This window comes from Agathobaculum sp. LCP25S3_E8 (assembly GCF_052117165.1).
Taxonomy (GTDB): Bacteria; Bacillota; Clostridia; order Oscillospirales; family Butyricicoccaceae; genus Agathobaculum.
The window spans coordinates 1-19,331 of record NZ_JBQKJR010000027.1; the positions used below are offsets into that span (position 1 = coordinate 1).

The 19,331-nt window shown below is 51.3% G+C and carries 26 protein-coding genes and 2 pseudogenes; 9 read left to right on the forward strand and 19 right to left on the reverse strand.

The window, feature by feature from the left end; genetic code table 11:
• Positions 1 to 114 (reverse strand): annotated as a pseudogene (locus ACTQ34_RS10155) (transposase); the annotation flags it as partial.
• 223 nt (positions 115 to 337) lie between these two features.
• On the opposite strand from ACTQ34_RS10155, the gene ACTQ34_RS10160 reads away from it, so the two are divergent.
• Complete coding sequence (locus ACTQ34_RS10160; RefSeq protein ID WP_441363709.1) at positions 338 to 1,003, forward strand: hypothetical protein; 666 nt, start codon at positions 338 to 340, stop codon at positions 1,001 to 1,003.
• On the opposite strand, the gene ACTQ34_RS10165 is transcribed toward ACTQ34_RS10160, so the two are convergent.
• The 11 genes and pseudogenes from ACTQ34_RS10165 to ACTQ34_RS10215 form a co-directional block, all read right to left on the reverse strand.
• The gene (locus ACTQ34_RS10165; RefSeq protein ID WP_441363745.1) at positions 980 to 1,174 is read right to left on the reverse strand and encodes a helix-turn-helix domain-containing protein; all 195 of its coding nucleotides are present in this window, start codon (positions 1,172 to 1,174) and stop codon (positions 980 to 982) included. The two genes, ACTQ34_RS10160 and ACTQ34_RS10165, sit on opposite strands and share 24 nt — an antisense overlap.
• A complete protein-coding gene (locus ACTQ34_RS10170; protein WP_441363710.1) occupies positions 1,171 to 1,512 on the reverse strand; it encodes a hypothetical protein in 342 nt (113 codons plus the stop codon). Before ACTQ34_RS10170 ends, ACTQ34_RS10165 begins: the two co-directional genes overlap by 4 nt.
• Before the next feature lie 117 nt (positions 1,513 to 1,629).
• Complete coding sequence (locus ACTQ34_RS10175; protein WP_148337050.1) at positions 1,630 to 2,019, reverse strand: recombinase family protein; 390 nt, start codon at positions 2,017 to 2,019, stop codon at positions 1,630 to 1,632.
• Between the two features lie 42 nt (positions 2,020 to 2,061).
• Positions 2,062 to 2,373, reverse strand: coding sequence for a hypothetical protein (locus ACTQ34_RS10180; protein ID WP_101691777.1), 312 nt, complete (start codon positions 2,371 to 2,373; stop codon positions 2,062 to 2,064).
• Positions 2,373 to 2,597 carry a hypothetical protein gene (locus ACTQ34_RS10185; RefSeq protein WP_087937001.1) on the reverse strand — a complete coding sequence of 75 codons (225 nt, stop codon included), beginning with the start codon at positions 2,595 to 2,597 and terminating at the stop codon, positions 2,373 to 2,375. Before ACTQ34_RS10185 ends, ACTQ34_RS10180 begins: the two co-directional genes overlap by 1 nt.
• Positions 2,590 to 3,474: a hypothetical protein gene (locus tag ACTQ34_RS10190; protein ID WP_148337052.1), complete on the reverse strand. Its 885-nt coding sequence runs from the start codon at positions 3,472 to 3,474 to the stop codon at positions 2,590 to 2,592. The genes ACTQ34_RS10185 and ACTQ34_RS10190 overlap by 8 nt, the downstream gene beginning before the upstream one ends.
• Positions 3,471 to 3,668 (reverse strand): hypothetical protein, encoded by a 198-nt coding sequence (locus ACTQ34_RS10195; RefSeq protein ID WP_441363711.1) that lies wholly within the window; start codon positions 3,666 to 3,668, stop codon positions 3,471 to 3,473. The genes ACTQ34_RS10190 and ACTQ34_RS10195 overlap by 4 nt, the downstream gene beginning before the upstream one ends.
• Positions 3,669 to 3,734: 66 nt before the next feature.
• A pseudogene (locus tag ACTQ34_RS10200) lies at positions 3,735 to 3,896 on the reverse strand (hypothetical protein); the annotation flags it as partial.
• 134 nt (positions 3,897 to 4,030) lie between these two features.
• Positions 4,031 to 5,275 carry a hypothetical protein gene (locus ACTQ34_RS10205; protein WP_441363712.1) on the reverse strand — a complete coding sequence of 415 codons (1,245 nt, stop codon included), beginning with the start codon at positions 5,273 to 5,275 and terminating at the stop codon, positions 4,031 to 4,033.
• 19 nt (positions 5,276 to 5,294) lie between these two features.
• Entirely contained in the window at positions 5,295 to 6,053 is a 759-nt protein-coding gene (locus tag ACTQ34_RS10210; protein WP_441363713.1) for a metallophosphoesterase, read from the reverse strand.
• A gap of 195 nt (positions 6,054 to 6,248) precedes the next feature.
• Positions 6,249 to 6,593 carry a helix-turn-helix domain-containing protein gene (locus tag ACTQ34_RS10215; protein ID WP_441363714.1) on the reverse strand — a complete coding sequence of 115 codons (345 nt, stop codon included), beginning with the start codon at positions 6,591 to 6,593 and terminating at the stop codon, positions 6,249 to 6,251.
• Positions 6,594 to 6,736: 143 nt separating this feature from the next.
• On the opposite strand from ACTQ34_RS10215, the gene ACTQ34_RS10220 reads away from it, so the two are divergent.
• The 8 genes from ACTQ34_RS10220 (at position 6,737) to ACTQ34_RS10255 (ending at position 12,712) form a co-directional block, all read left to right on the forward strand.
• Positions 6,737 to 7,096, forward strand: coding sequence for a helix-turn-helix domain-containing protein (locus ACTQ34_RS10220; protein WP_441363715.1), 360 nt, complete (start codon positions 6,737 to 6,739; stop codon positions 7,094 to 7,096).
• Positions 7,097 to 7,239: 143 nt separating this feature from the next.
• Entirely contained in the window at positions 7,240 to 7,845 is a 606-nt protein-coding gene (locus ACTQ34_RS10225) for a recombinase family protein (RefSeq protein ID WP_441363716.1), read from the forward strand.
• Positions 7,838 to 9,718: a recombinase family protein gene (locus tag ACTQ34_RS10230; RefSeq protein ID WP_441363717.1), complete on the forward strand. Its 1,881-nt coding sequence runs from the start codon at positions 7,838 to 7,840 to the stop codon at positions 9,716 to 9,718. The genes ACTQ34_RS10225 and ACTQ34_RS10230 overlap by 8 nt, the downstream gene beginning before the upstream one ends.
• Positions 9,719 to 10,528 (forward strand): hypothetical protein, encoded by an 810-nt coding sequence (locus ACTQ34_RS10235; protein WP_441363718.1) that lies wholly within the window; start codon positions 9,719 to 9,721, stop codon positions 10,526 to 10,528.
• Positions 10,518 to 10,916 carry a hypothetical protein gene (locus ACTQ34_RS10240; protein WP_441363719.1) on the forward strand — a complete coding sequence of 133 codons (399 nt, stop codon included), beginning with the start codon at positions 10,518 to 10,520 and terminating at the stop codon, positions 10,914 to 10,916. The genes ACTQ34_RS10235 and ACTQ34_RS10240 overlap by 11 nt, the downstream gene beginning before the upstream one ends.
• An 85-nt stretch (positions 10,917 to 11,001) precedes the next feature.
• Positions 11,002 to 11,850: a hypothetical protein gene (locus tag ACTQ34_RS10245; RefSeq protein ID WP_441363720.1), complete on the forward strand. Its 849-nt coding sequence runs from the start codon at positions 11,002 to 11,004 to the stop codon at positions 11,848 to 11,850.
• A complete protein-coding gene (locus tag ACTQ34_RS10250; protein WP_441363721.1) occupies positions 11,850 to 12,491 on the forward strand; it encodes a DUF6551 family protein in 642 nt (213 codons plus the stop codon). Before ACTQ34_RS10245 ends, ACTQ34_RS10250 begins: the two co-directional genes overlap by 1 nt.
• Before the next feature lie 5 nt (positions 12,492 to 12,496).
• Positions 12,497 to 12,712 carry a hypothetical protein gene (locus ACTQ34_RS10255; protein WP_441363722.1) on the forward strand — a complete coding sequence of 72 codons (216 nt, stop codon included), beginning with the start codon at positions 12,497 to 12,499 and terminating at the stop codon, positions 12,710 to 12,712.
• Positions 12,713 to 12,752: 40 nt separating this feature from the next.
• Here ACTQ34_RS10255 and ACTQ34_RS10260 read toward each other — a convergent pair whose 3' ends face one another.
• The 7 genes from ACTQ34_RS10260 to ACTQ34_RS10290 all read right to left on the reverse strand — a co-directional run bounded on the left by ACTQ34_RS10260 (position 12,753) and on the right by ACTQ34_RS10290 (position 18,823).
• Positions 12,753 to 14,012, reverse strand: coding sequence for a type II toxin-antitoxin system HipA family toxin (locus ACTQ34_RS10260; RefSeq protein ID WP_441363723.1), 1,260 nt, complete (start codon positions 14,010 to 14,012; stop codon positions 12,753 to 12,755).
• Between the two features lie 3 nt (positions 14,013 to 14,015).
• Positions 14,016 to 14,312, reverse strand: coding sequence for a helix-turn-helix domain-containing protein (locus ACTQ34_RS10265; RefSeq protein WP_441363724.1), 297 nt, complete (start codon positions 14,310 to 14,312; stop codon positions 14,016 to 14,018).
• A 93-nt stretch (positions 14,313 to 14,405) separates the two neighbouring features.
• The gene (locus tag ACTQ34_RS10270) at positions 14,406 to 15,197 is read right to left on the reverse strand and encodes a recombinase zinc beta ribbon domain-containing protein (protein WP_441363725.1); all 792 of its coding nucleotides are present in this window, start codon (positions 15,195 to 15,197) and stop codon (positions 14,406 to 14,408) included.
• On the reverse strand, positions 15,113 to 16,048 hold the full coding sequence (locus ACTQ34_RS10275; protein WP_441363726.1) for a recombinase family protein: 936 nt from the start codon (positions 16,046 to 16,048) through the stop codon (positions 15,113 to 15,115). Before ACTQ34_RS10275 ends, ACTQ34_RS10270 begins: the two co-directional genes overlap by 85 nt.
• Positions 16,026 to 16,910, reverse strand: a complete 885-nt coding sequence (locus tag ACTQ34_RS10280) for a recombinase family protein (protein ID WP_441363727.1) — start codon at positions 16,908 to 16,910, stop codon at positions 16,026 to 16,028. The genes ACTQ34_RS10275 and ACTQ34_RS10280 overlap by 23 nt, the downstream gene beginning before the upstream one ends.
• An 18-nt stretch (positions 16,911 to 16,928) precedes the next feature.
• Entirely contained in the window at positions 16,929 to 18,470 is a 1,542-nt protein-coding gene (locus ACTQ34_RS10285) for a recombinase family protein (protein ID WP_441363728.1), read from the reverse strand.
• A 194-nt stretch (positions 18,471 to 18,664) separates the two neighbouring features.
• Positions 18,665 to 18,823, reverse strand: coding sequence for a hypothetical protein (locus ACTQ34_RS10290; protein ID WP_204246250.1), 159 nt, complete (start codon positions 18,821 to 18,823; stop codon positions 18,665 to 18,667).
• Positions 18,824 to 19,331: the final 508 nt, after the last annotated feature.

The following is a 19,331-nucleotide window of genomic DNA, read 5'->3' on the forward strand; positions in this document are numbered from 1 at the left end:
TTCTCGGGCGGCTTTCTTGCTCTCCTGAGCGTGGATCGCCTTGAGCATCTTGGCCACCAGCTTCACCTTTGAGCGAGGTGTGACAGAGAACACATTTCGGTAAAAATGGACTGTAACTCCATTTCTCCCGGTATTACTTAATCATCCTGGTGACATAGATCAGGGGAATGATCTAATCATTGATGAGCTACCTTTGGATTATTCAATCTAGGAAGAGATTGATTATGTGTACCCGGCCAACAACGCATATTTTGCGTATATGACGAGAGGCTGCGTAAACAGGTGTAAGTTCTGCGCTGTACCGAAACTGGAGCCACAGTATTGCGATTATATCAATTTGAAGCAAAGAATCGAACACACAGATAAGCGATTCGGAGCCAGAAAAGACTTGCTTCTTCTTGATAATAATGTTTTAGCTTCAAATTGCTATGATCAAATTATTGACGAGATCAAAGAATGTGGTTTTGGTGTGGATGCAACATATAGTCCCCCGAATGAATACGAAGTCACCATCAATAATCTGCGGGATTCTTATAATGACAGAGCATATATCCGAAAAGCAATTTCTATTTATAAAGAGATTATCGATAAGTTAAAAGATGATGCAGAGAAAACAGAGCTATATATGCGTTTGGAGCAAGCTCATTGCCTGAATTATTACTCCGCATCTAAAGAAAGAATTTTGGAATTAGACGAGTATGTGCGCCCTTTGTACGAAAAAACACATAAACCAACCAAGCGTAAACGTATTGTAGATTTCAACCAAGGGATTGACTCTCGGCTCATCACTTCAGCCAATATGAAAAAACTGGCAGAAGTAAACATCTATCCTCTGCGTATTGCGTTTGATCATTGGAAACTGAGAGAGATTTATGAGCAATCAGTGCGTACTGCTGTAGGAAGTGGTATAAAGAATCTTTCAAACTATCTGCTGTATAACTTTGAGGATAAACCGGAAGAGTTATATTATGCTGTTCGATTACTGAGTGCGCTGTCCCTGTAGATTTTGCAAATACTGTTTACGATAACGGATTGGCGGTAGGCCAACAAGTTTAGTAAAGATGGTATTGAAATGCTGGACGCTGGAATAACCAACGATCGCAGCGATCTGCGTGGCACTGTAATCGGTGGAAATCAATAGATTTTGTGCTTCACCAATTCGGCATCGGATCATGTAGTGCACAGGAGAAAGACCTGTGACTGCTTTGAATACATGCGCCAGATGATAGCTCGCTTTTCCAGATTGGTGGCTTCCGTGTAATCCTCGCTGTGCCCTTCCTGCTCCATAAAGTCGTATGCGAGATTCTGATAGATCTCTTTCACCAATGTTTCGGGATCTTCCAGTCGTGTTACATCGGAGTCATCAATGGAATCCGCCGCAGGCAGGCCAAGCAGAACATACCCGAACTTTTTCGAATAGACCACATCGAGCAATTCAGAGCCTTCAATGTAGTTCTGGAATACCCCAAGGACCCTCTCAAGCTCACTTTTCTTTTCCTCTAATGAACTCATGGCAACATCTCCTTCCTGCCGGAATGAGCAACTTTCCCGGTCTGGTGTGTGTGGTTCTTTTATTATACCGCATTTTCTTTGGCCGTGGAAGAGAGGTGGGACGGGAACTTTTCCCAATCACATGGTCTGTTCCATCGTTGCCACCCGGAAATAACCATGAGAATATGCGGGGGCCAGATCAATTTCGCCATCTGGGCAATAGACCCGAATTCCTGCTGCGGTCAACTTTTCTCCAATTGCCGCCAAACCTTCGGCGTCACGAGCCAGACGGTCGCCGTTCATCACCAGCACACGGTCATAGACTCCATGTCGTGCATCACGGATCAGCGTTCGAATGCTCTGTCGGTTTGCGTCCAAGCCGCTCTCATATTGGAGCATCTCTGCGGAAATCGAAAAGCCAAGCTGGCCGGCGAGGCTTCGGAGTGCGGTGAGCTGCTGGTTTATGGCGAGACGATTGCTTTCCGTAGACGCTCCATCTACCCGGCAGTATAGGCAGCACTTAGACATCTGATTTGACCTCCTTGAACGAATTTGGGGAGACGCTACCACTCAGCCCTGACATTCATCCCGGATGAAATCATACAGGGCTTCCGGTTCCTTCAGGCACCACTTAGTTTTTTCATCATCGGTCCAGACTTCATAGTCCGGGGCGGCATCGTAAAGCCACCAGCTGATATAGTCGTACTGGTCGTTGACCGCTTCCTTCAGTACATCCAGCAAGGCGGCAAGAAGCGGTGCTCCGCCCTCAAATACGAAATGTCCGTCTCCCATCAGGGTGAGTGCCTTACTGAACTGTTCGTCTCGATCCTTTTGCGCTTGGATCTTTCGCAGGGCTTCACAGAAGGTTTCCTTGGACAGCATTAAAGTCCCCCTCCCGGATTCTCCCCCTCCGCTTCCTGTTCGGCTTTCCATTTCAGAAGCAAGGAGATGGCCAACTCCTGAGTAGCGGGATCGACGCAGAACTCGAAGAACTTCACAGCCAACATTTCTGGCGTCAGCCCCATCGGGGCGATTACCGCTTCCAACTGTTCCAGAAGCTCCGCATCTACTTGGATTTCCACGAGCTCATATTGCTTTTCATCCATGGTGCGTTTCCTCGCCTTCCGAAGATTCCTTCCGCAACTCGTCCAGTCGCTGCCGGAACAGCTCCTGGAGCTCCTTCCAGACCTGCGGCTGCTTGAGGGTCACTATCGGCTGGTTCAGTTCCCGCTCCAGATCGGCGACAGCCACCGAAAGCGTCTTTTCATCGAACAACTGGTAGTGGCGACGAAGATACTGGACGACCGCCGCACTCTCCTCATCTTCGCTGCGCATGGCATAGCGGAGGGCGCTGTTGATGACACAGGAAAAGTCATCCACATAGTCAAGGTTGAACCAGGAGGCTGGGCAGAGAACCAGGTCATCTTTGCCTTCCTCGGTGATCACCAGCCCAATGTCCTCGCGGCTTATCCTTTCCAGCACGGTGTCCAGGTCATCTGCCAGTGCTTGGCGTGAGATGCGTTCCATGCTTTCCAGAGGTTGTAAAATCGGCATCCTTTCCTTCCTCCTATCGTCTTCTTTGATTTTGCCAGATGTGAGCACACGACTCAAGCTGTGCCACAATCGAGGATATGGCTCCTGTTCTCCATATCGGTTTAAATGTGCGCGGATCTCTGCCACAGCGGTGAAACGGGTAGCTTCGTCCAGACGGCTCAGGTTCCGGCAGGTGAATTCCGCGACTATGCCAGGCATATAAGTGTGCCGCCCCAGACTGTACTGGATCGCTGCCAGAACGATATGCCGCAGCCCTCCATCTAAAATGGGAGCGAGGATTCTCACGGAGAACAGCAGCCCGGTGCTTCCTTTTTGGGACTGGAGAGAGAGGCCGTTTCGCTCGGCTCGTTCCATCGTGTGCGTCCAGTCCTGCCGTGCGATGAAACCGGCTACAGGAGCCACCTCATAAAAGCCTTTTTTATGTCTCACGGCTGCACCTCAAGCCCGGCTTTTGACTGACCTTTATACAGAAGATTGTTGGCCTCCATCTCCTCAAAGGTGACCGGCTCGAAGTGATTGACATCCACTCCGGCATTCAGCATTCTCTCGTTTGCCTGGATGAGCGGCCAGTAATCCGCGTCGGTATTGCCGTGGATGTGGCCAAAGACCATGTAGCAGCGCATGATGTGAGGCCAAGACATCATGGGGTAGTGACAAAGTGTGTACTGCCGCTTCCCGTCTGCGACATACAGCAGGTTATTGACGCTTTCAAAGAATCGTTCTGTCTGACAACTCCTGATCCATCCCCTGTCATGATTCCCAAGGATGAGATGTTTCTTCCCCCGCAGCCGCCGCAGGTATTCCTCCGGCGGCTTTTGGCTGCGGTAGATCAGGTCGCCAAGGATGTAGACGGTATCCCTCCCTGTGACCTTGCGGTTTCAGTTTTCGATGAGGGTTTCGTCCATCTCCTCGATACTGGAAAAGGGCCGGTTGCAAAGTCGGATGCAATTTTCGTGACCGAGATGCAGGTCAGAGGTAAAGAAGATCATGGGATTTCACCTTCCTTCTTCAGCCTGGGAAGCGGGATCGGCTGCCATCGGCAGTATTTTGCAAGTTCATCCCGATGCTCCAAAGGCAGATTCATGAAATCGACGATACCCTCTCCCGGAAATCTGTCGTGGCAGTAGGCGGGAAAGACTCCCTCCGGCACGATGCCGATGTTTTCTTCTCCGGTCAAGCGGGCTTTCAGTTTCTCTGCGCTTTGGATGCATACTGGAATGTCCGCCCGATGAAGCGCCAGGAAGAAGCGGACCGCCTCAATCGTCCGGCTCTCCGCAAGGCCGGCCACCACCAGATAGTAGCCATGCGCGTCCCGGTGTACGATGCAGTCGATGTGGGTGCTGTTGCCACCCCGGCACACCTCCCAGGGGTGGCCGGTGCGGGGGCGCTCTTTCAGCCACCGGGCAAAGGCTTCAGGGGAATCTCCGTCCAGCTTGGACAGTCCCTCGTCCCGCCCATCAGCGTGGAGGGCGTACTGCTCCTTTTCCGGCTTCTCCGTTCCGGCGTAACCCATGGCACGATAGCCCAGGGCACAGAAGCGATAGAAGTCGTTTGCGGTCATGGATGGGAGCCGCTTGTTCTTCTCCAAAGGATATCCTGCCGCTGCGGCGAGAAATTCCTCCATCTCCTGCTGGGAGAAGTCCTGGAAGAACTCCTCTTTCCACTGAGGGAATACCCTCCACAGATCCCGGCGCAGGACGGTCCCGGTTCGGTGCCATAGGGGCAGTTCCCGCTCCACCAGTTCCGGATAATCGCCGGTCTCCACCATCTGAACGGCGTCCCGCACCGCCTCCTCCAGCCAAGCAGTGAATTTGGAGATGTCGTTGGGGAAGGAACGTTCTCTGCGATCATCCACTTCCAGCACATGGCGATGACCCACGAACACCGCCCGGTACCCAATCTCCTGATTCTCGCAGGCGGTGAAGTGGAACCACTCCACCTCCTCGGGGAACTCGGAATGCCACCACGTTTCAAACTCCTCAAAGCTCTCCACCTGGCCGTCCTCCCGCAGCTCCTCAAAGCTGCCGAAGTCCTCGATGGTACCTCGCGCCGCACGGAGCCATAGTTCCCAGCTGGTGTTCTCCGGGTCTGGCTCCAGCCGGTGGAGAAGTCGAAAAATCCGGTCGATGGCCGCATAGGATGCTTCGTCATAGGTGAAGGAGCAGTTGATATTTCGGTATTCCACCCGGCCCAGCCAGTTGATGTAGTGCTTGATCTCCGGGGCCTTCATGGCGCTCACCTCCTCAGTTTCAGCGTTGTTTCCTCCCAAACTCCGGCCTTTCTTCCTCTGTTATCATGCGTTCTCCCATCAAGAGCTGCGGCGCAGCCTCCACGCTATGGAAGAGGAAGTGTATCCGGTCGATATGCTTATCAATATGCCAGAGCCCACAGAACCAGTGGCCATACTTGAGTTTCCGCTCGATCTCCTCCAGCCATTTCTCGGTAGAGTCGTCCACGGTACTTTGGTCGATCATTGGAAGGAATGCCTCACGCGGCTCATACTGATAAGGGCAGGTGTGGGAGAGGACTGTATCGATCTGCCACCCGCAGGCATCCAGCGTCTGGACAACCTTGTCCTTGACCTGTTGGGAAGGCTGCTCATCCGGCCACCATCCGTATCCTCTGGCCAGCCGGTAGAACTTATCTACACTGTAAGCTCCGCCGATGACCAAGTGTCGGAGTCCCTCCAGATCAAAGATCTCACCATCCATAGCAAACAGCAGACGGGGGAAGGATTCTTCTACCCAGACTGTCCCGCCATTCCATACCTTCGTTTGGTAGGTTGGTATGTTGGCCGGGCGTGCTTCATGATTTCCATGGATGCAGAGGATCGTCGGTTTCAAAGTATCGAGACACTTCTTCAGTTCCGTGTCTCGACGGCTCAGAAAATAATTTGCCCCCACATCCCCAAGCAGAACGAGCGTGTCCTGTTCCGTCAATTCCTTGCGGCAGCAAAATTCCACGATCTCACGGGGGGCTCCGTGGATATCGCCCGTGTAATAGATCATTGGTCATTCCACCTTTCTTTTTCTCATTATACCAACTTGGGCGGTATATATCTTGGACTTTTCGAAAACATATTCACTGCTTCAAAAACATATACACTTTTACAGGCAAAAATCGACCGGCAGTCAAAATGAATGACTTCCGGTCGATTTGTTTTCTCAGTTTGTAGCTGTAAAATCAAGGGGGCCCGGTCTGCCTCATTGACGCCGGTGTTCTTTCAGGGATGTTTTCAGAGACTTTAAGACATCCAACAGAATCAGAATTTCATTGGGGGTGCAATCCGAAAGGAGACGGGTCATCTCTTCGCTGGCACACCGCTTTGTGCTGGTGACTTGTTCCATCAACAACCGGTCTGGCGATGCATCGAGCGCATTGGAGATGAGAACAAATGTATCAAGGCTCATGCTTTTGATCCCACTCTCTATGTAGCTGATGTAAGACGGCGTTTTGTCCACTCGTTCGGCAAGTGTCGCCTGAGAAAGGCCGTTTCTCTTGCGGACTTCTCTGATGCGTTTTCCAAGTACTTTGTAATTTAGGCTCATAATAAGACCTCCAAAAAAATTTGCAGTCTTATTATATTGTCAGGCTTATATCATAAACTGTGCCTTATATCAATTTCACCTCAAGTTGATATACTCTTAGAAATAGATAATCTGGAGAATATATTCAAAAAGGGGGGGAGCTGATGGCGGAACATGATTTGAGCGAAAACCAGCTGATCGGCTCCCGCATCCGAGAAGCCCGGCTCAGCCGCTGGATGAGCCAAGCTGACCTTGCGGCAAAGGCCAATATTTCATTGCCGCACATTAGCAATATTGAAAATGGCAAGGCGAGTATGAAGCTGGAATCCTTCATCCGCATCATAGAAGTCCTGCAGGTATCCGCGGATTCCTTGCTTCGTCCGGATGTGCCGGAAGTGAGAAGCCTCTACCAAAGTGAGTTTGACGAGTTGTTGGCTGATTGCTCCCCCAAGGAACTGGATTCCATCCTGAAGATTGTTCGGGAACTGAAATCTACGATGGCAAAACGGGATGATACGATCTGAGAAGTTGCGGGCTGGCGTTGCCGGCTCGCTTCTTTTTTCTCGTCTATTGACCAGAAGTCACAGAGTTGACTTCTGGTCGATTTTATTATTAGTCTGCGGATTATATAATGGCCTGGAAGAGAAATTATACAGGGGGATCAAATATGTCTGAGCTGGCCATTCCGCATCAAGAAGCAGAACAGGAGGTTGTGCCCTCGTTCCATTTTCTGCTGGAGGATGAGGCGGAAAGAACCGCCCTTGTGGCAGAGCATCGCAACTGGTTGAGAAGTATCCGGCGCGAGCGTCCGCTTCCGAAAAACCACTATAAGGTGGCTGTGTATATTCGCTATTTCAACCAGACGCAGTATGAAGATTATCTCTCTGCCCATAAAGCGCGATTTTTAAATGACCTGGCTCTCTGTCCAAGCTGGGAATTTGTTGGTTTCTATGTGGATGAGGGAAGCACCGCACCTAATATGGAAAGCGCTCCAGAATGGTCAAGGCTTCTTCAGGACTGCTTTGAGGAACGAGTCGATCTGATTATCACCCAGAAGGCAAGCAACATTTCCAAAAAGCTGTCGGAACTCTCCTTTTGCGCCCGGCTTCTTGCGGCGCTGCGCAAACCGGTGGGTATTTACTTTGTTTCTGAGGATATCTACACGATGGCTTCCTATTATCGGGAAGATCTGCACGATCCATACTTCTTTCCCGATGCCGATTGGAAGATCCTCCCCGATGACGAAACCCGGAGGGAAATGCTGCATGATTGATCACGCCTCACGCACACGGAAAGCAGAACAAAGAGAAAAGGCTCGGCGGCGAACCCATAGGCCGGTAGACCCGGAGAACTACGAATTCATTCCCGCAAAAAAGCCTATTGATTTCTACGACAGCGACATTGAACAGCGGGTTGCCGTGTATGCCCGTGTCTCCACAGACAATGTCCAGCAGGCGACCTCCTATGAGCTGCAAAAGAAGTACTACGAAGACTTTGTAGTGCATCACCCCAACTGGACGCTTGTCAGGATCTATGCTGATGAGGGCATCAGCGGGACTTCCCTTGCGCATCGTGACGAGTTCAATGCCATGATTGCTGACTGCCGCAGCGGTAAAATTGATTTGATCATCACCAAAAGCGTGTCCCGTTTTGCCAGAAATGTGGTGGACTGCATCAGTATGGTACGGATGTTGGCGGATTTGCCAAGCCCCGTGGGAGTCTTTTTTGAGAGCGAATGCATCTTCTCCCTGAAAGACGACTCTCAAATGGCGCTCTCTTTTCAGGCCACCATGGCGCAGGAGGAGTCGCATATCCGAAGCCGGAGCATGGAAACCTCCCTACGAATGCGTCTGGACGGCGGGATGCCGCTTACTCCGAAGCTGTTGGGATATTCCCATGATGCGGATGGAAACCTAGTGGTCAATCCGGAGGAAGCGCCTACGGTGAAGCTCATCTTTTATATGTATCTGTACGGATATTCCTCTGCGGACATTGCCGCAGCACTTACCGAGATGGGTCGGAAGACCTACCTGGGAAATGTCAAGTGGACATCGAATTCCGTTGTGCAGGTGCTTCGAAATGAACGGCATTGCGGAGATGTGTTGACCCGGAAAACCTATACGCCCAGCTATCTGACCCATAAATCCCGAAAGAATCGAGGCGACCGGCCCCAGAGCCTCTATCGAAACCACCATGAGGCGATCGTTTCCAGGGATGACTTCATTGCGGTCCAGCATCTTCTGAACAACTCCAAGTATGGGCATCGTTCTATCCTCCCTGAGCTGCGGGTGATCGACAGCGGCCTGCTCAAAGGCTTTGTAACCATCAACCCGCGCTGGGCCGGATTCAAACCTGCGGATTACTTTCAAGCTTCCGCCAGTATCCGGCCACCCGATGAACAGTCGGAAGAAAAAATGCCTCTTTCGAGCGTCACCCTGGCTCCTGGAGATTTTGATATGCGGGGATTTGAAATTACCCGCAGCGAATTCTTTGATAATTACCACCGTCCTTATGTGCTGTTTCAAGATAAGCGGATCAAATTCAGCACGACTTGTGTTCGTGCCTTTGGGAAGGACAACCATGTGGAGCTGTTGGTCAACCCAGTGGAGATGAAGTTCGCTGTCCGCACAGCGGGAAAAGGCAACCGCAATGCCGTCTTGTTCTCCAAACTGGTGGATGGGAAGTACCAGCCCAGAGAGATCGCAGGTGCGGCTTATATGGAAACGCTTTTTCAGCTGTTCGGCTGGAGCCAGGATTTAAAGTATCGGATTGCCGGACGGCTTTTTCAAAGCCACAGTGAATCAGCGTATATTTTCGATATTAATGATGCGGAGGCGTTTATCAAATCCTATCTGCTCTCCAGCCAACCAGGGGAATCTGGCGCGGCGGATGCTATGCAGCCGCTGTCTACCTCTGGCAAGCGGGTGCGGGCTGTGCCAGAGGAATGGATCGGCTCTTTCGGAAAACAGTACTATATCCATCAGCATTCCTTTCCTCCTGTCTGCGAGCAGAGTGAGGAGGACTGGAAGATCCGAATGGAGGGACAGCTCTATGAAATCGGGCAGAAACTCCATGTAACAGGATTTGATGTACTGCGTGACTATATCCGGCAGGAGTTCGGCCAGCACGGGAAGGAGGAACCCTAAATGATTGAGGAAAGTCGTGAAACTGGTGGCGGTGTCATTGCCGGAATGCTTCGTTCTCTGGAGGACGGGCATTCCGGTTCGATTCCGTCCATAGAACCGGAGGAAGTGGTGATGGCTGCTTCTCCGGAAAAGGGAAACTGCGATGAGGTCTTGGAAGTGGCCGGTGACTTTGACTACGACGGCTACCAAGTGGTACGGCGAGAATTCTTCGCCCACATCAATGAACCATCCGTAACGTTCAACAATTATAAGTTTTATGTGAATGCGGCCTGTCTTAATCGGTTCCCGCAGGTTGAATATGTCCAGGTATTAGTGAATCAGGAGCGAAGGATTCTCGCCATTCGTCCTTGCTGGGCAGAAGATCGGGACGCCTGTGCCTGGTGTACCAGCGGCTCCGGCCGGCGAAAGCCCAAGCAGATCACCTGTAAGATTTTTTTCGCCAAAGTGTTTTCCTTGATGGGCTGGAATCTGGATTATCGATATAAGCTTCTTGGTCGGGTGATCCATTCCAAAGAGGAATGGCTCATTGCATTCGATCTCACGGCAACCGAAGTCTACCAACGGGTGCAGAAGGATGGTCAGAAGCCTCGGTCTTCCCGAACTCCAGTCTTCCCGGAAGGCTGGAAAACCCAGTTTGGACTTCCGTTCCGGGAACATCAAAAGTCCATGCAGGTGGATATTTTCGAGGGATATGCTGTGTACGGACTCCGTGATCATAGTGCCGAACATGCATCCAACCAGCCAGGGGAAATGAACTCTGGTAGTGAAACAATGCAGTCTGCCTTGGGAGGGCGAGAACATGAACAGTGAAAATCACGCACAAGTGCTGTTGACGCTTGATCCTGCGCGAACCCGAATTCGCATACACAAGAAGACACTTCGGCTTCTTGGCAGCCCCGCATATATTCAGTTTCTGGTGAATCCGGAGGAATTATACATTGCCGTACTCGGCTCAGATAAACCGATTTCCGGCGGCACCGCAAATAAAGTCAAATTAACAGAATCGCCTCAGCAGTCTGTGGAATTTTACAGCACGATCCTAATCAAAAATTTTTCTGAGATGGTTGGTGGTTTTGACTTGCGGTTCAACTACCAATTATCGGGAGAAATTGATCCGGTGAACCGAGTCGCTTATTTTTCTTTTAAGACGGTGAAGCAGCTGGAACGCAGGAGGTTGCATGACAGAGAAGGGATTTAAGCAACTCAAGATCGATCCGGAATTCAAAAACCTCATCCGACCGCTCCGCAGGGAGGAGTATCGGCAGCTTGAGCTGAATTTGGTCATGGAAGGCTGCCGGGAAGATCTCATCGTCTGGAACGAGACGATTGTCGATGGTCACAACCGCTACGAGATATGCAACAAGATGCACATTCCTTACGGGATAAAAGAATTAGACTTTCCGGATCGAGATGCTGCCATCGCATGGATCTGCGCCAATCAGCTTGGCCGGCGCAACATTTCAGAAGAAACCAAGAAATACCTGATTGGAAAGCAATATGAGGCAGAAAAGAAATCGCGGCGAAACGGGAATGGATATAATCAGTACCGGCCAAACCCACACATAGCTGCGGGGCGTGGGCGCCCCATCGACGAAGAAAGCGGGAGAAGAACAGCCGCACGGCTGGGAAAGGAGCATCATGTGTCCGGCGCAACCGTTCAAAAATATGCAAAGTATAGCGCAGCTTTGGATGCCATCGCTCAAGTCGCGCCAGAGCTGGTTCCACATATTCTTTCCGGGACCTATAAGATATCGTTTGAGAACATCATTGCATTGGCGGAAATGGAACCCGAGGAACTGAAAGAACTCAGCAGAAAAATAGGTAAAAATCCCTATGCCTTTGCTCGGTACAGCGAATCAAGGAGGAACCTCCATTCTGAGCCTGCAGTGAAATCCATCGCACCGGTATCGGAACAACCGGCAATTAAAACAATGCCTGCCTATGACCCGGATGCTGAGGTCGCCGGGCTTACGCTGACCATTCCTTCCTGGATGAGTTCCATTGACCGCACAAAAACCACGGCGCGCCTGGAGGAAATTTCACCTGCGGCAAAACAAAACCTCTTGACTGCGTTGACAGAATTGGAAGGTAAAATTCGGGAGATGCTCCATGCAATTGAGGGGGAATCCTAATGGAAGATTATAGTATGTTTGTACCAAATGTCCACTTTGAACAGATTCCCATCAAGAACCTCGTATCCAATCAGGAGTACCAGCGTAATATTTCTGAACAGCATGTGCTGAATGCCGCAGCTCATTTTGATCTGTACCAGATCAATCCTGTAAAGATCAGCCGTCGAAACGGAGTCAACTATGTTTTCAATGGACAACACACGGTAGAGATCGTCGCATTGGCCTCCGGTTCTCGCGAAACACCCGTCTGGTGTATGATCTACGATGATTTGAACTACGAACACGAGGCGGATATCTTCGCCAACCAGATGAAGTTTGTAAAGCCGCTCAAACCATACGAAGTATTTATGGCAAATGTGGAGGCCGGGAATCAGGAACAGCTGATCATTAAAGATTTGGTGGAGTCCTATTCTCTTTCCATCGGTCAGGTAAGGAACTACGGCGTAGTCTGCGCTGTTTCCACGCTTGAAAACATATATGAACGGTTTGGTTATCATGTGCTTGACCGAACGCTCCGGCTTTGTGTGGGTACATGGGAAGGCGATATGAATTCCCTCTCCGCCAATATGCTCAACGGAATCGCCCGATTGATCTACACCTTTGGCGACAGTTTGAAAGATGAACTTTTAAGGAAAAGGTAGGGGAAATGTCGGTCAAACTTCTGTCGAGAACAGCCAAAGAACGGCGCCCCGGATCCATGGGATATGCCGAGGCAATGCTTCTCGCCTACAATCGCAAGTGCAAATACCCCCTCAAATGGACCCGGCTTTACGAGAAGAATGTGGGGAATAATGAGGCGCTGGACATCGAAATGGCAGAAGACGAAAACGATGACTCCACTGTGGAAGAGTGTCAGGAATAAACAGACGGACGGTTCCCGCAGGAATCGTCCGTTTGTCATTTTATGGCCGGAGAGAGAAGGCGGGCCGCATGTATTCCACCGCACCCCGGCTCAGGCCATACTGCCCAGCCAGTTGCTCCCAGTGGCCGGATACGGTTTTACAGATATCCGCCGCCGTCTGCTCTGCCTCTATGGGGGACAGGCCGAAGTAATCGGCCACCTCCAGCGCCAGTTCCAGGTCGATGGTGTTGTCGAATTCGTTCACATTGAGGGAGAGCCGATCTCCGGAGGGGACAGGGTTCACATCATAGAGGGGAGCCAGCCGCCAGCCGGTGGAGCTCAGGAGGAATCCGTGATTGCGCAGGTGATCATCGGTGTTGGACACCGCCATGCTGAACACGATCCGCTTCCACAGCTCGGCCAGATCCTGTCGGGGCGATGCCCCGTTGGCACGGATAAACGCCGCCAGATCCAGGTAACTGCTCCCGTCCGCTGCAGAGGCCCCATCGGTCTTACCCAGTAAAGTCATGGCGGAGGCAAAGTGAATGCGCCGGCTGCCCTCCCGGTCAAAGCGCTTGACCAGAAAGGTACTGCCAGTCTTGGAGAAGGTCTCCAGCTTGGACTGGGGAACATCCAGTCCACACAGCCGTGCCAGGTCATGCACGACCTTCTCCCATGCGCCGCTGTTGTACTCATCATGCTTGGATGGGAACTTGGCGATCCACAAGGCGCCATCCGCCGCCTGGACCGTGGCTTTGGGTCTGGCTCCCCCTAGAGAGGAACCGGGCGCCAGAAGTTCCCGCAGCCATTTTTCATTCAAACCGCTTTCGTCATTCTCAAATGCGATAGAGGCATTTTCCAGCGTCCGAAGATTCACCCAGGGGGGTGTCGCGAACGCCTTATCATTGGAGAGAAACGCTCCCCCTTCTTCCAGACTGAACCGCAGCGCTCCCATGCGGGATTCATCATAGACCCCCAACAGGAAATCGCTTTCGGCAAGCTTGCGGGGCTTCCGGTCTTCTTTCCTGGCGTCGATGGCCTCCTTGCGCTTCATCAGCAGGCGGCCCCAGCGGTCCGGGCAGGAGTCGGCAAACAACCCGAACAACCGCTTGTCCAGCGGTACATACTGCTGCCCCCGGTAGAGGGCCAGATCCGGGTCCAGCGAAAACGAGCTGTCGGCAGATGACAGCCAGTCCGGGTCATACTCAAAGGAGAAGGTCTCCTGTCCACGGACAAACCCGCAGCGCAGCCTTCCTAACAGACTGGGATTCTCTCCTCGCCAATTTTCATACACAAAAATCGTGCGTTCGTCTTGGGCCATTGGCTACTCTCCTTTCTTGGGCGCCCGCCTTCTGGTGGGCAGCGCCAAATCTTGCAGTTTCCTGCCGAATACATCATCTTTCGCGATGAGCAGCAGATCGCTGTCCATATTGTTCAGTGCGTGCAGCACAGCGGCGTAGGAGCCCATCGATACGGTGGGCGCGCCCTTCTCAATGGAGATGAGGGTGGCCCGGCTGATCCCAGCCCGCTCTGCCACCAGTTCCAGACTCAGCTTTCGGCGCAAGCGGGCCAGGCGGATCTGCTCTCCCATCTGCTCCAGGATCTCCCTGGTCTTCGGCATGATGACCGCTGCTTTTTTCGCCATGCACAATCGCCTCCTAACATAGATTATACTATATTATTTCTGCGATTATGTCAATTATATTTGAAGTTATCAACTTGCGTTGTCGAGCTTTTCTTCGATGAGGTACCCTCCTCCGAAAATGATGTCCAGTCTGCCGTCAGGGTACACCTTTACGCATTCAATCATCTGGTGGACAATGGTATCATCGTATTCCATCTTCCTCGTTGAACGGTCTGCGATGATTTGCTGCAGTTGAAGGATGCGGCTGTCATTTTCCTGATCGGAGAGGAGGGCTTCTTCCAGCTTTTTGATACGCCCCTGCAGTAGTTCGATGGTATCGGAAAGCTCTTTAAATTCAGCCTCATGGCTTTCGATGCCTTCTCCGCTTTCCACACTCTCATTGATGATGGACACCATTTTCCGATTCAGCCCATCGATCTTCCTGCGAAGCAGGTCGATTTCATCGGTTCCTCCGTTCAGGCCAATTGCTTCACCGATGGTTGCCCGCATAAGTGCCAGGTAGGTAGCTTCGTCTTGCTCATTGAAGCGGTTGACTGCGCGGACGATAGCTGCGTGGAGTGCGTCCTCATCTACTGTAAGAGAGGATTTGCAGTATCGCTTTCCATAATCCAAGCGGCTGATGCAGCGCCAAACAACCCGCTTTTTTCCTCGGGATGTCCAGGTCACGCGCTTATAGCGGCTTCCGCATTCGGCGCAGATCATCACATTGGACAGTGCATACCGGGAGTATTTCCCTGTGGCTGTGGTTGCCGTTTTGGTGGAGTTTGGCTCACGGTTCATCCGTTGGGCAAGTTCTTCCTGCGTTTTGTGAAAGAGTTCCCGGCTGATGATAGCGACATGGCTGTTCTGCACATAGTACATGGGGCTTCCCCCATGTTTTTGCGGCGAATCTTGCTGATACAGTCGATCGTGACCGTCTTTTGAAGGATGCTATCTCCGCAGTATCGTTCATTTCGGAGGATACCTTTGATCATACTCGCAGAGAAGGAGAACCGTTTCCCAGGTATCTGGATATTTTCTTCTCTGAGTTTGGCTGAGATTCGATTAACCGTTTCTCCTGCCAGATACATATTGAAGATTCGCTCCACAATGATGGCCTCCTCGGGGACGATTTCCGGTTCCCCGTCCGGGCCCTTTCGGTATCCAAGCAGACACTTGTAGTTGAATATGGGCTTGCCATCCTGAAATCGCTTTCGGAAGGTCCAAGTGACATTCTTGCTGATGCTTTCCGATTCGGACTGTGCGAAGCCGGCATAGATGACCAGATACAGCTCGCTGTCAATCTGAAGGGTATCGATATTTTGCTCCTCGAAGTAGATACCAATGCCTCTTGCTTTCAGCATTCGGACATGATCCAGGCAGTCCACCGTGTTTCGTGCGAAGCGGGATACGGATTTTGTGATAATATAATCTATTTTCCCTGCCAGACAGTCATTGATCATTTTCTGGAATTGAGGACGCTTATCCGCTCGCGTACCCGAGATTCCTTCATCTGCATACAGGCCGGCGAATTCCCATTCTGGTTTTGCAGCAATCATCTCTGTGTACACTTTTTTCTGATTTGTGTATGAGGTCAGTTGCTCCTCACTGTCTGTGGACACGCGACAGTAGGCAGCGACCCGGCGCTGGCGGTACTGCTCCTTGTTTACAATCAGAGAACGCTTGGGTTCAATGACTGTTATTGTCTTTTTAGGTATCTTTGTTACATTCATTCTCATCATCTCCAATCTCTGCGTCGGTCTTGGTATGCAAGATCACCTGACCTCCGCTTCCCAGCGTAATGTAGGCAATGATGTCGCCAAAGTATGCCGGGTTGAATTCCTCCTGTGGAGTCATCAGGCTCACCCGTTTTCGGGCGATGGATGCGGCGATTTGCAGCTGTGCATCGCTTTCCGCATAGAGCTGGCCTGCCAGTTCAACCGTTTTGGCGATGATCAGGGCATCGCTGGGATTGTCCCGTTCCAATTCCGCATCAATTTCTCTGCTGATTTGTTGTACTGCCATAGACAGATCCTTACGCTTTTTCGGGCGAGGGAGCAGCAGATGGGTATTGGCGATGATGCGGTTCATTAGGATTGTGACCTTTTCCAGCAGATGCGAGTCTGAGATTCGGATGCGCTCTCCACAATCGGCGTTGGTGCATTCCCAGCTCTCCCGTATTCGATGCTTATTGCTTACCCGGCGCCGCATGGGCGCCCCACACGCTGCACATCGGACCCGATCCCGCAGCAGGTTGATTCCTTCCAGGTTCTTCTTAAAGGTATTCCGCTGGCGAGCTGTTTTCACCGCTGCAGCTTCTTCGGATTGTTCCTCGTCGATGATCGGATCATATTCACCCTCTCCAATATATTTGGCGTTGCTGATGATCCTTGCGATACGGGCCTTGTCCCATACGTCTGTTCGCTCACTGTATGGAATTTTTTGAACAGTCAGCAGATCGGCAATGCTCTGGAGAGAGGCGCCGCTGATATAAGAGCTGAAGATCTCACGAATAACCGCAGCTTCCTCCTGAGCGATTACTGTTCGACCATTTCTCATGGTGTAGCCGTATGGAATATAGCGTATCTTTTTCATTGGCGAGGTTCCTCTCTGTCAGAGCAGTTCTGTAAATCTGAGTCCACCGATAAGGGTGACTACCATTTCATCACGATGATTGATGCTGATGGCCCGGGCGATCTCGCTGAACAGCTTTTCATCGAAGCGGTCCAGAGGTTCTTCCAGTTCCCCCAACAGCTTTTTCAACCGTTCCAGCTCTCCAATCATGTCGGTTATTCCGGAAGAGAACTCACTTTGGCGCTCACGCTTTAGCTGACGCAGCTGATCGTTGATTTCCCGAACCTGGGCTTTATGGATCTCGTCCTTGAGGTACCCCCTGGCATGGAGCTGCTCCACCATCACCAGTTTGGCATTCAGGTCTACAATGTTCCTGCTGATTTCCTGAGCCGCTGTATTCTTCTGCTTGCGCTTTCGTTCAGCGGATTCTAGGCGCGATAGAGTCTGCCCCAGTATGTCATACTCCGAAAAGCACAGTTTATTGACCATAGCGATAAAGGCATCGTAGATCCGTTCTTCGCTGTAGTAATTTGAGTTGCACTGGGTTCGATCCTGAATGTGGTTGGAACAGCCCCACTTTGCAGTCCCGGAAACCATCCGCCTACGAAAATACGAGCCGCACTCAGAACACTGAATGCGGCTCGTAAGCGGATAGATATTCTGTGTTGTAGACTTTCCAAAGATGTCCTGCCGCTTTTTTAGAAGAAGCTGGACTTTGTCGAAAGTATCCCGGTCGATGAGTGGGGCATGCGTCATGGAGGCGTAGAACATATCCTCCTGACCGCGATTGCGGGACTGCTTGAAGGGAACGGTAGTGTCACGGTAAGTCTTCTGGTATTTGCAGTCACCGCAGTACCGTTCATTCCCGAGAATGTACGCAACCTTGGTAGACCGCCAGACGGATTTCCCTGTTTTGGTCTTGATGCCGCGGCTGTTAAGTTCACGGGCGATCTCCGATGTAGACTGGCCGCTCAGGTAGTTTTCGAACATCATGCGGACGATGGTTGCCTCTGGCTCATAGACCATCAGAGCCTTATCCACCAGCCGGAAACCGTATGGCGCATTGCTGTCCACATATTCCCCTGTCTGCATCCTTTTCACAATGGAGAGCCGTTGGTTCTGGGAAATTGACTTGGATTCCTCCTGCGCGATGGCAGAGAAGGTGTTGAGCAGCATTTCATCCCCGAGGGCCAGGGTGTAGATCCCTTCTTTCTCGAACTGGACCCCCACGCCAAGCAGTTTCAGTTTTCGAACATATTCCAGAGATTCCTTGGCATTTCGAGCGAAGCGGGAAACAGACTTTGTGATGATCAGGTCAATTTGATGCTGTTCGCACATTTTGATCATGCGCTGGAACTCGGTTCGGTTTTGTGCTTTCATGCCAGAGAGCCCTTCATCTGCGAATATCTCCACCAGCGCCCACTCTTTTTTCCTCTGAATGAGGGTAGTATAGACCCGAATCTGGTTGGCGTAGGAGTTCTGCTGATCTGCCGAATTAGAAGATACGCGGCAGTAAGCGGCGACCCGAACTTTTCTTACTTCCTGCCTGGTTATGGGCGAGATAAGTTTTGCTTGCGGCATCATCAGAACCCCCTTTCTGGCTGCATTTTGGATTGTACTACATTTTGGTACAAACCACTTCTTCGCTTCAAGCAACATTATATTCAACAAAAATGCAAAGTCTATTGAAAGAATTGCTGGGAAATCAAAATCTACATAGTCAACATAACTCGATGCCTTGGATGCATCATTTGGCACGGTTCAACTCTGACTACTTAATCTGCGATGACGAGATCGGAGCCGGTGAGCTTCTGGTAGTAGCGTTTTGCCCGCTCATATTCGGCCAGCGTAATCACACCATCTTCCCGCATTGACTTCAGTACGGCCACAATAAGCAGGTAGTTTGCACTCTTGGTTTGTGACACAGTAATCATGGTGTGATCCCTCCTAAAATGAATATGCATTGATACCACAAAAATAGGGGTCACCCAGTTTGGTTGCGAAAGCATTTGCTTGCTTCGTTACATGGTGGGTGACCCCCATTGCTTCTGATATCAAGACTTTTTTGTCTTAGCCTTGCCTGTATTCGACACTACTTCCCCAGGCCAGGGCGGTCAGCTAAACTGCGGCGGGCGCCGCACTCCGGGAATCGAACCCCTCCGAGGATCTCTCCGAGCTGCCCCCATTGCTTGAGACTGTGGCTGGGCAGGGGTACCATTGTAGGCGGATGAGGTCTTGGCGAAACAGGCTGCCACGCCTGCTTTTGGATCGGTGGACCCGCTGGGCACCTTATTGGCCGTCATTGATAGAAGCGGAAGAAGGCTTTCGCCCTTTCCTCTCCTACAGGTGGTCATCGCGCACCGTCCGTATCGCTCGCTCAACCGCTGATGTTATTTAGCTGCCGGATATTCGGTTGAAAAGGTTCAACGAAGGTGCCCAAAG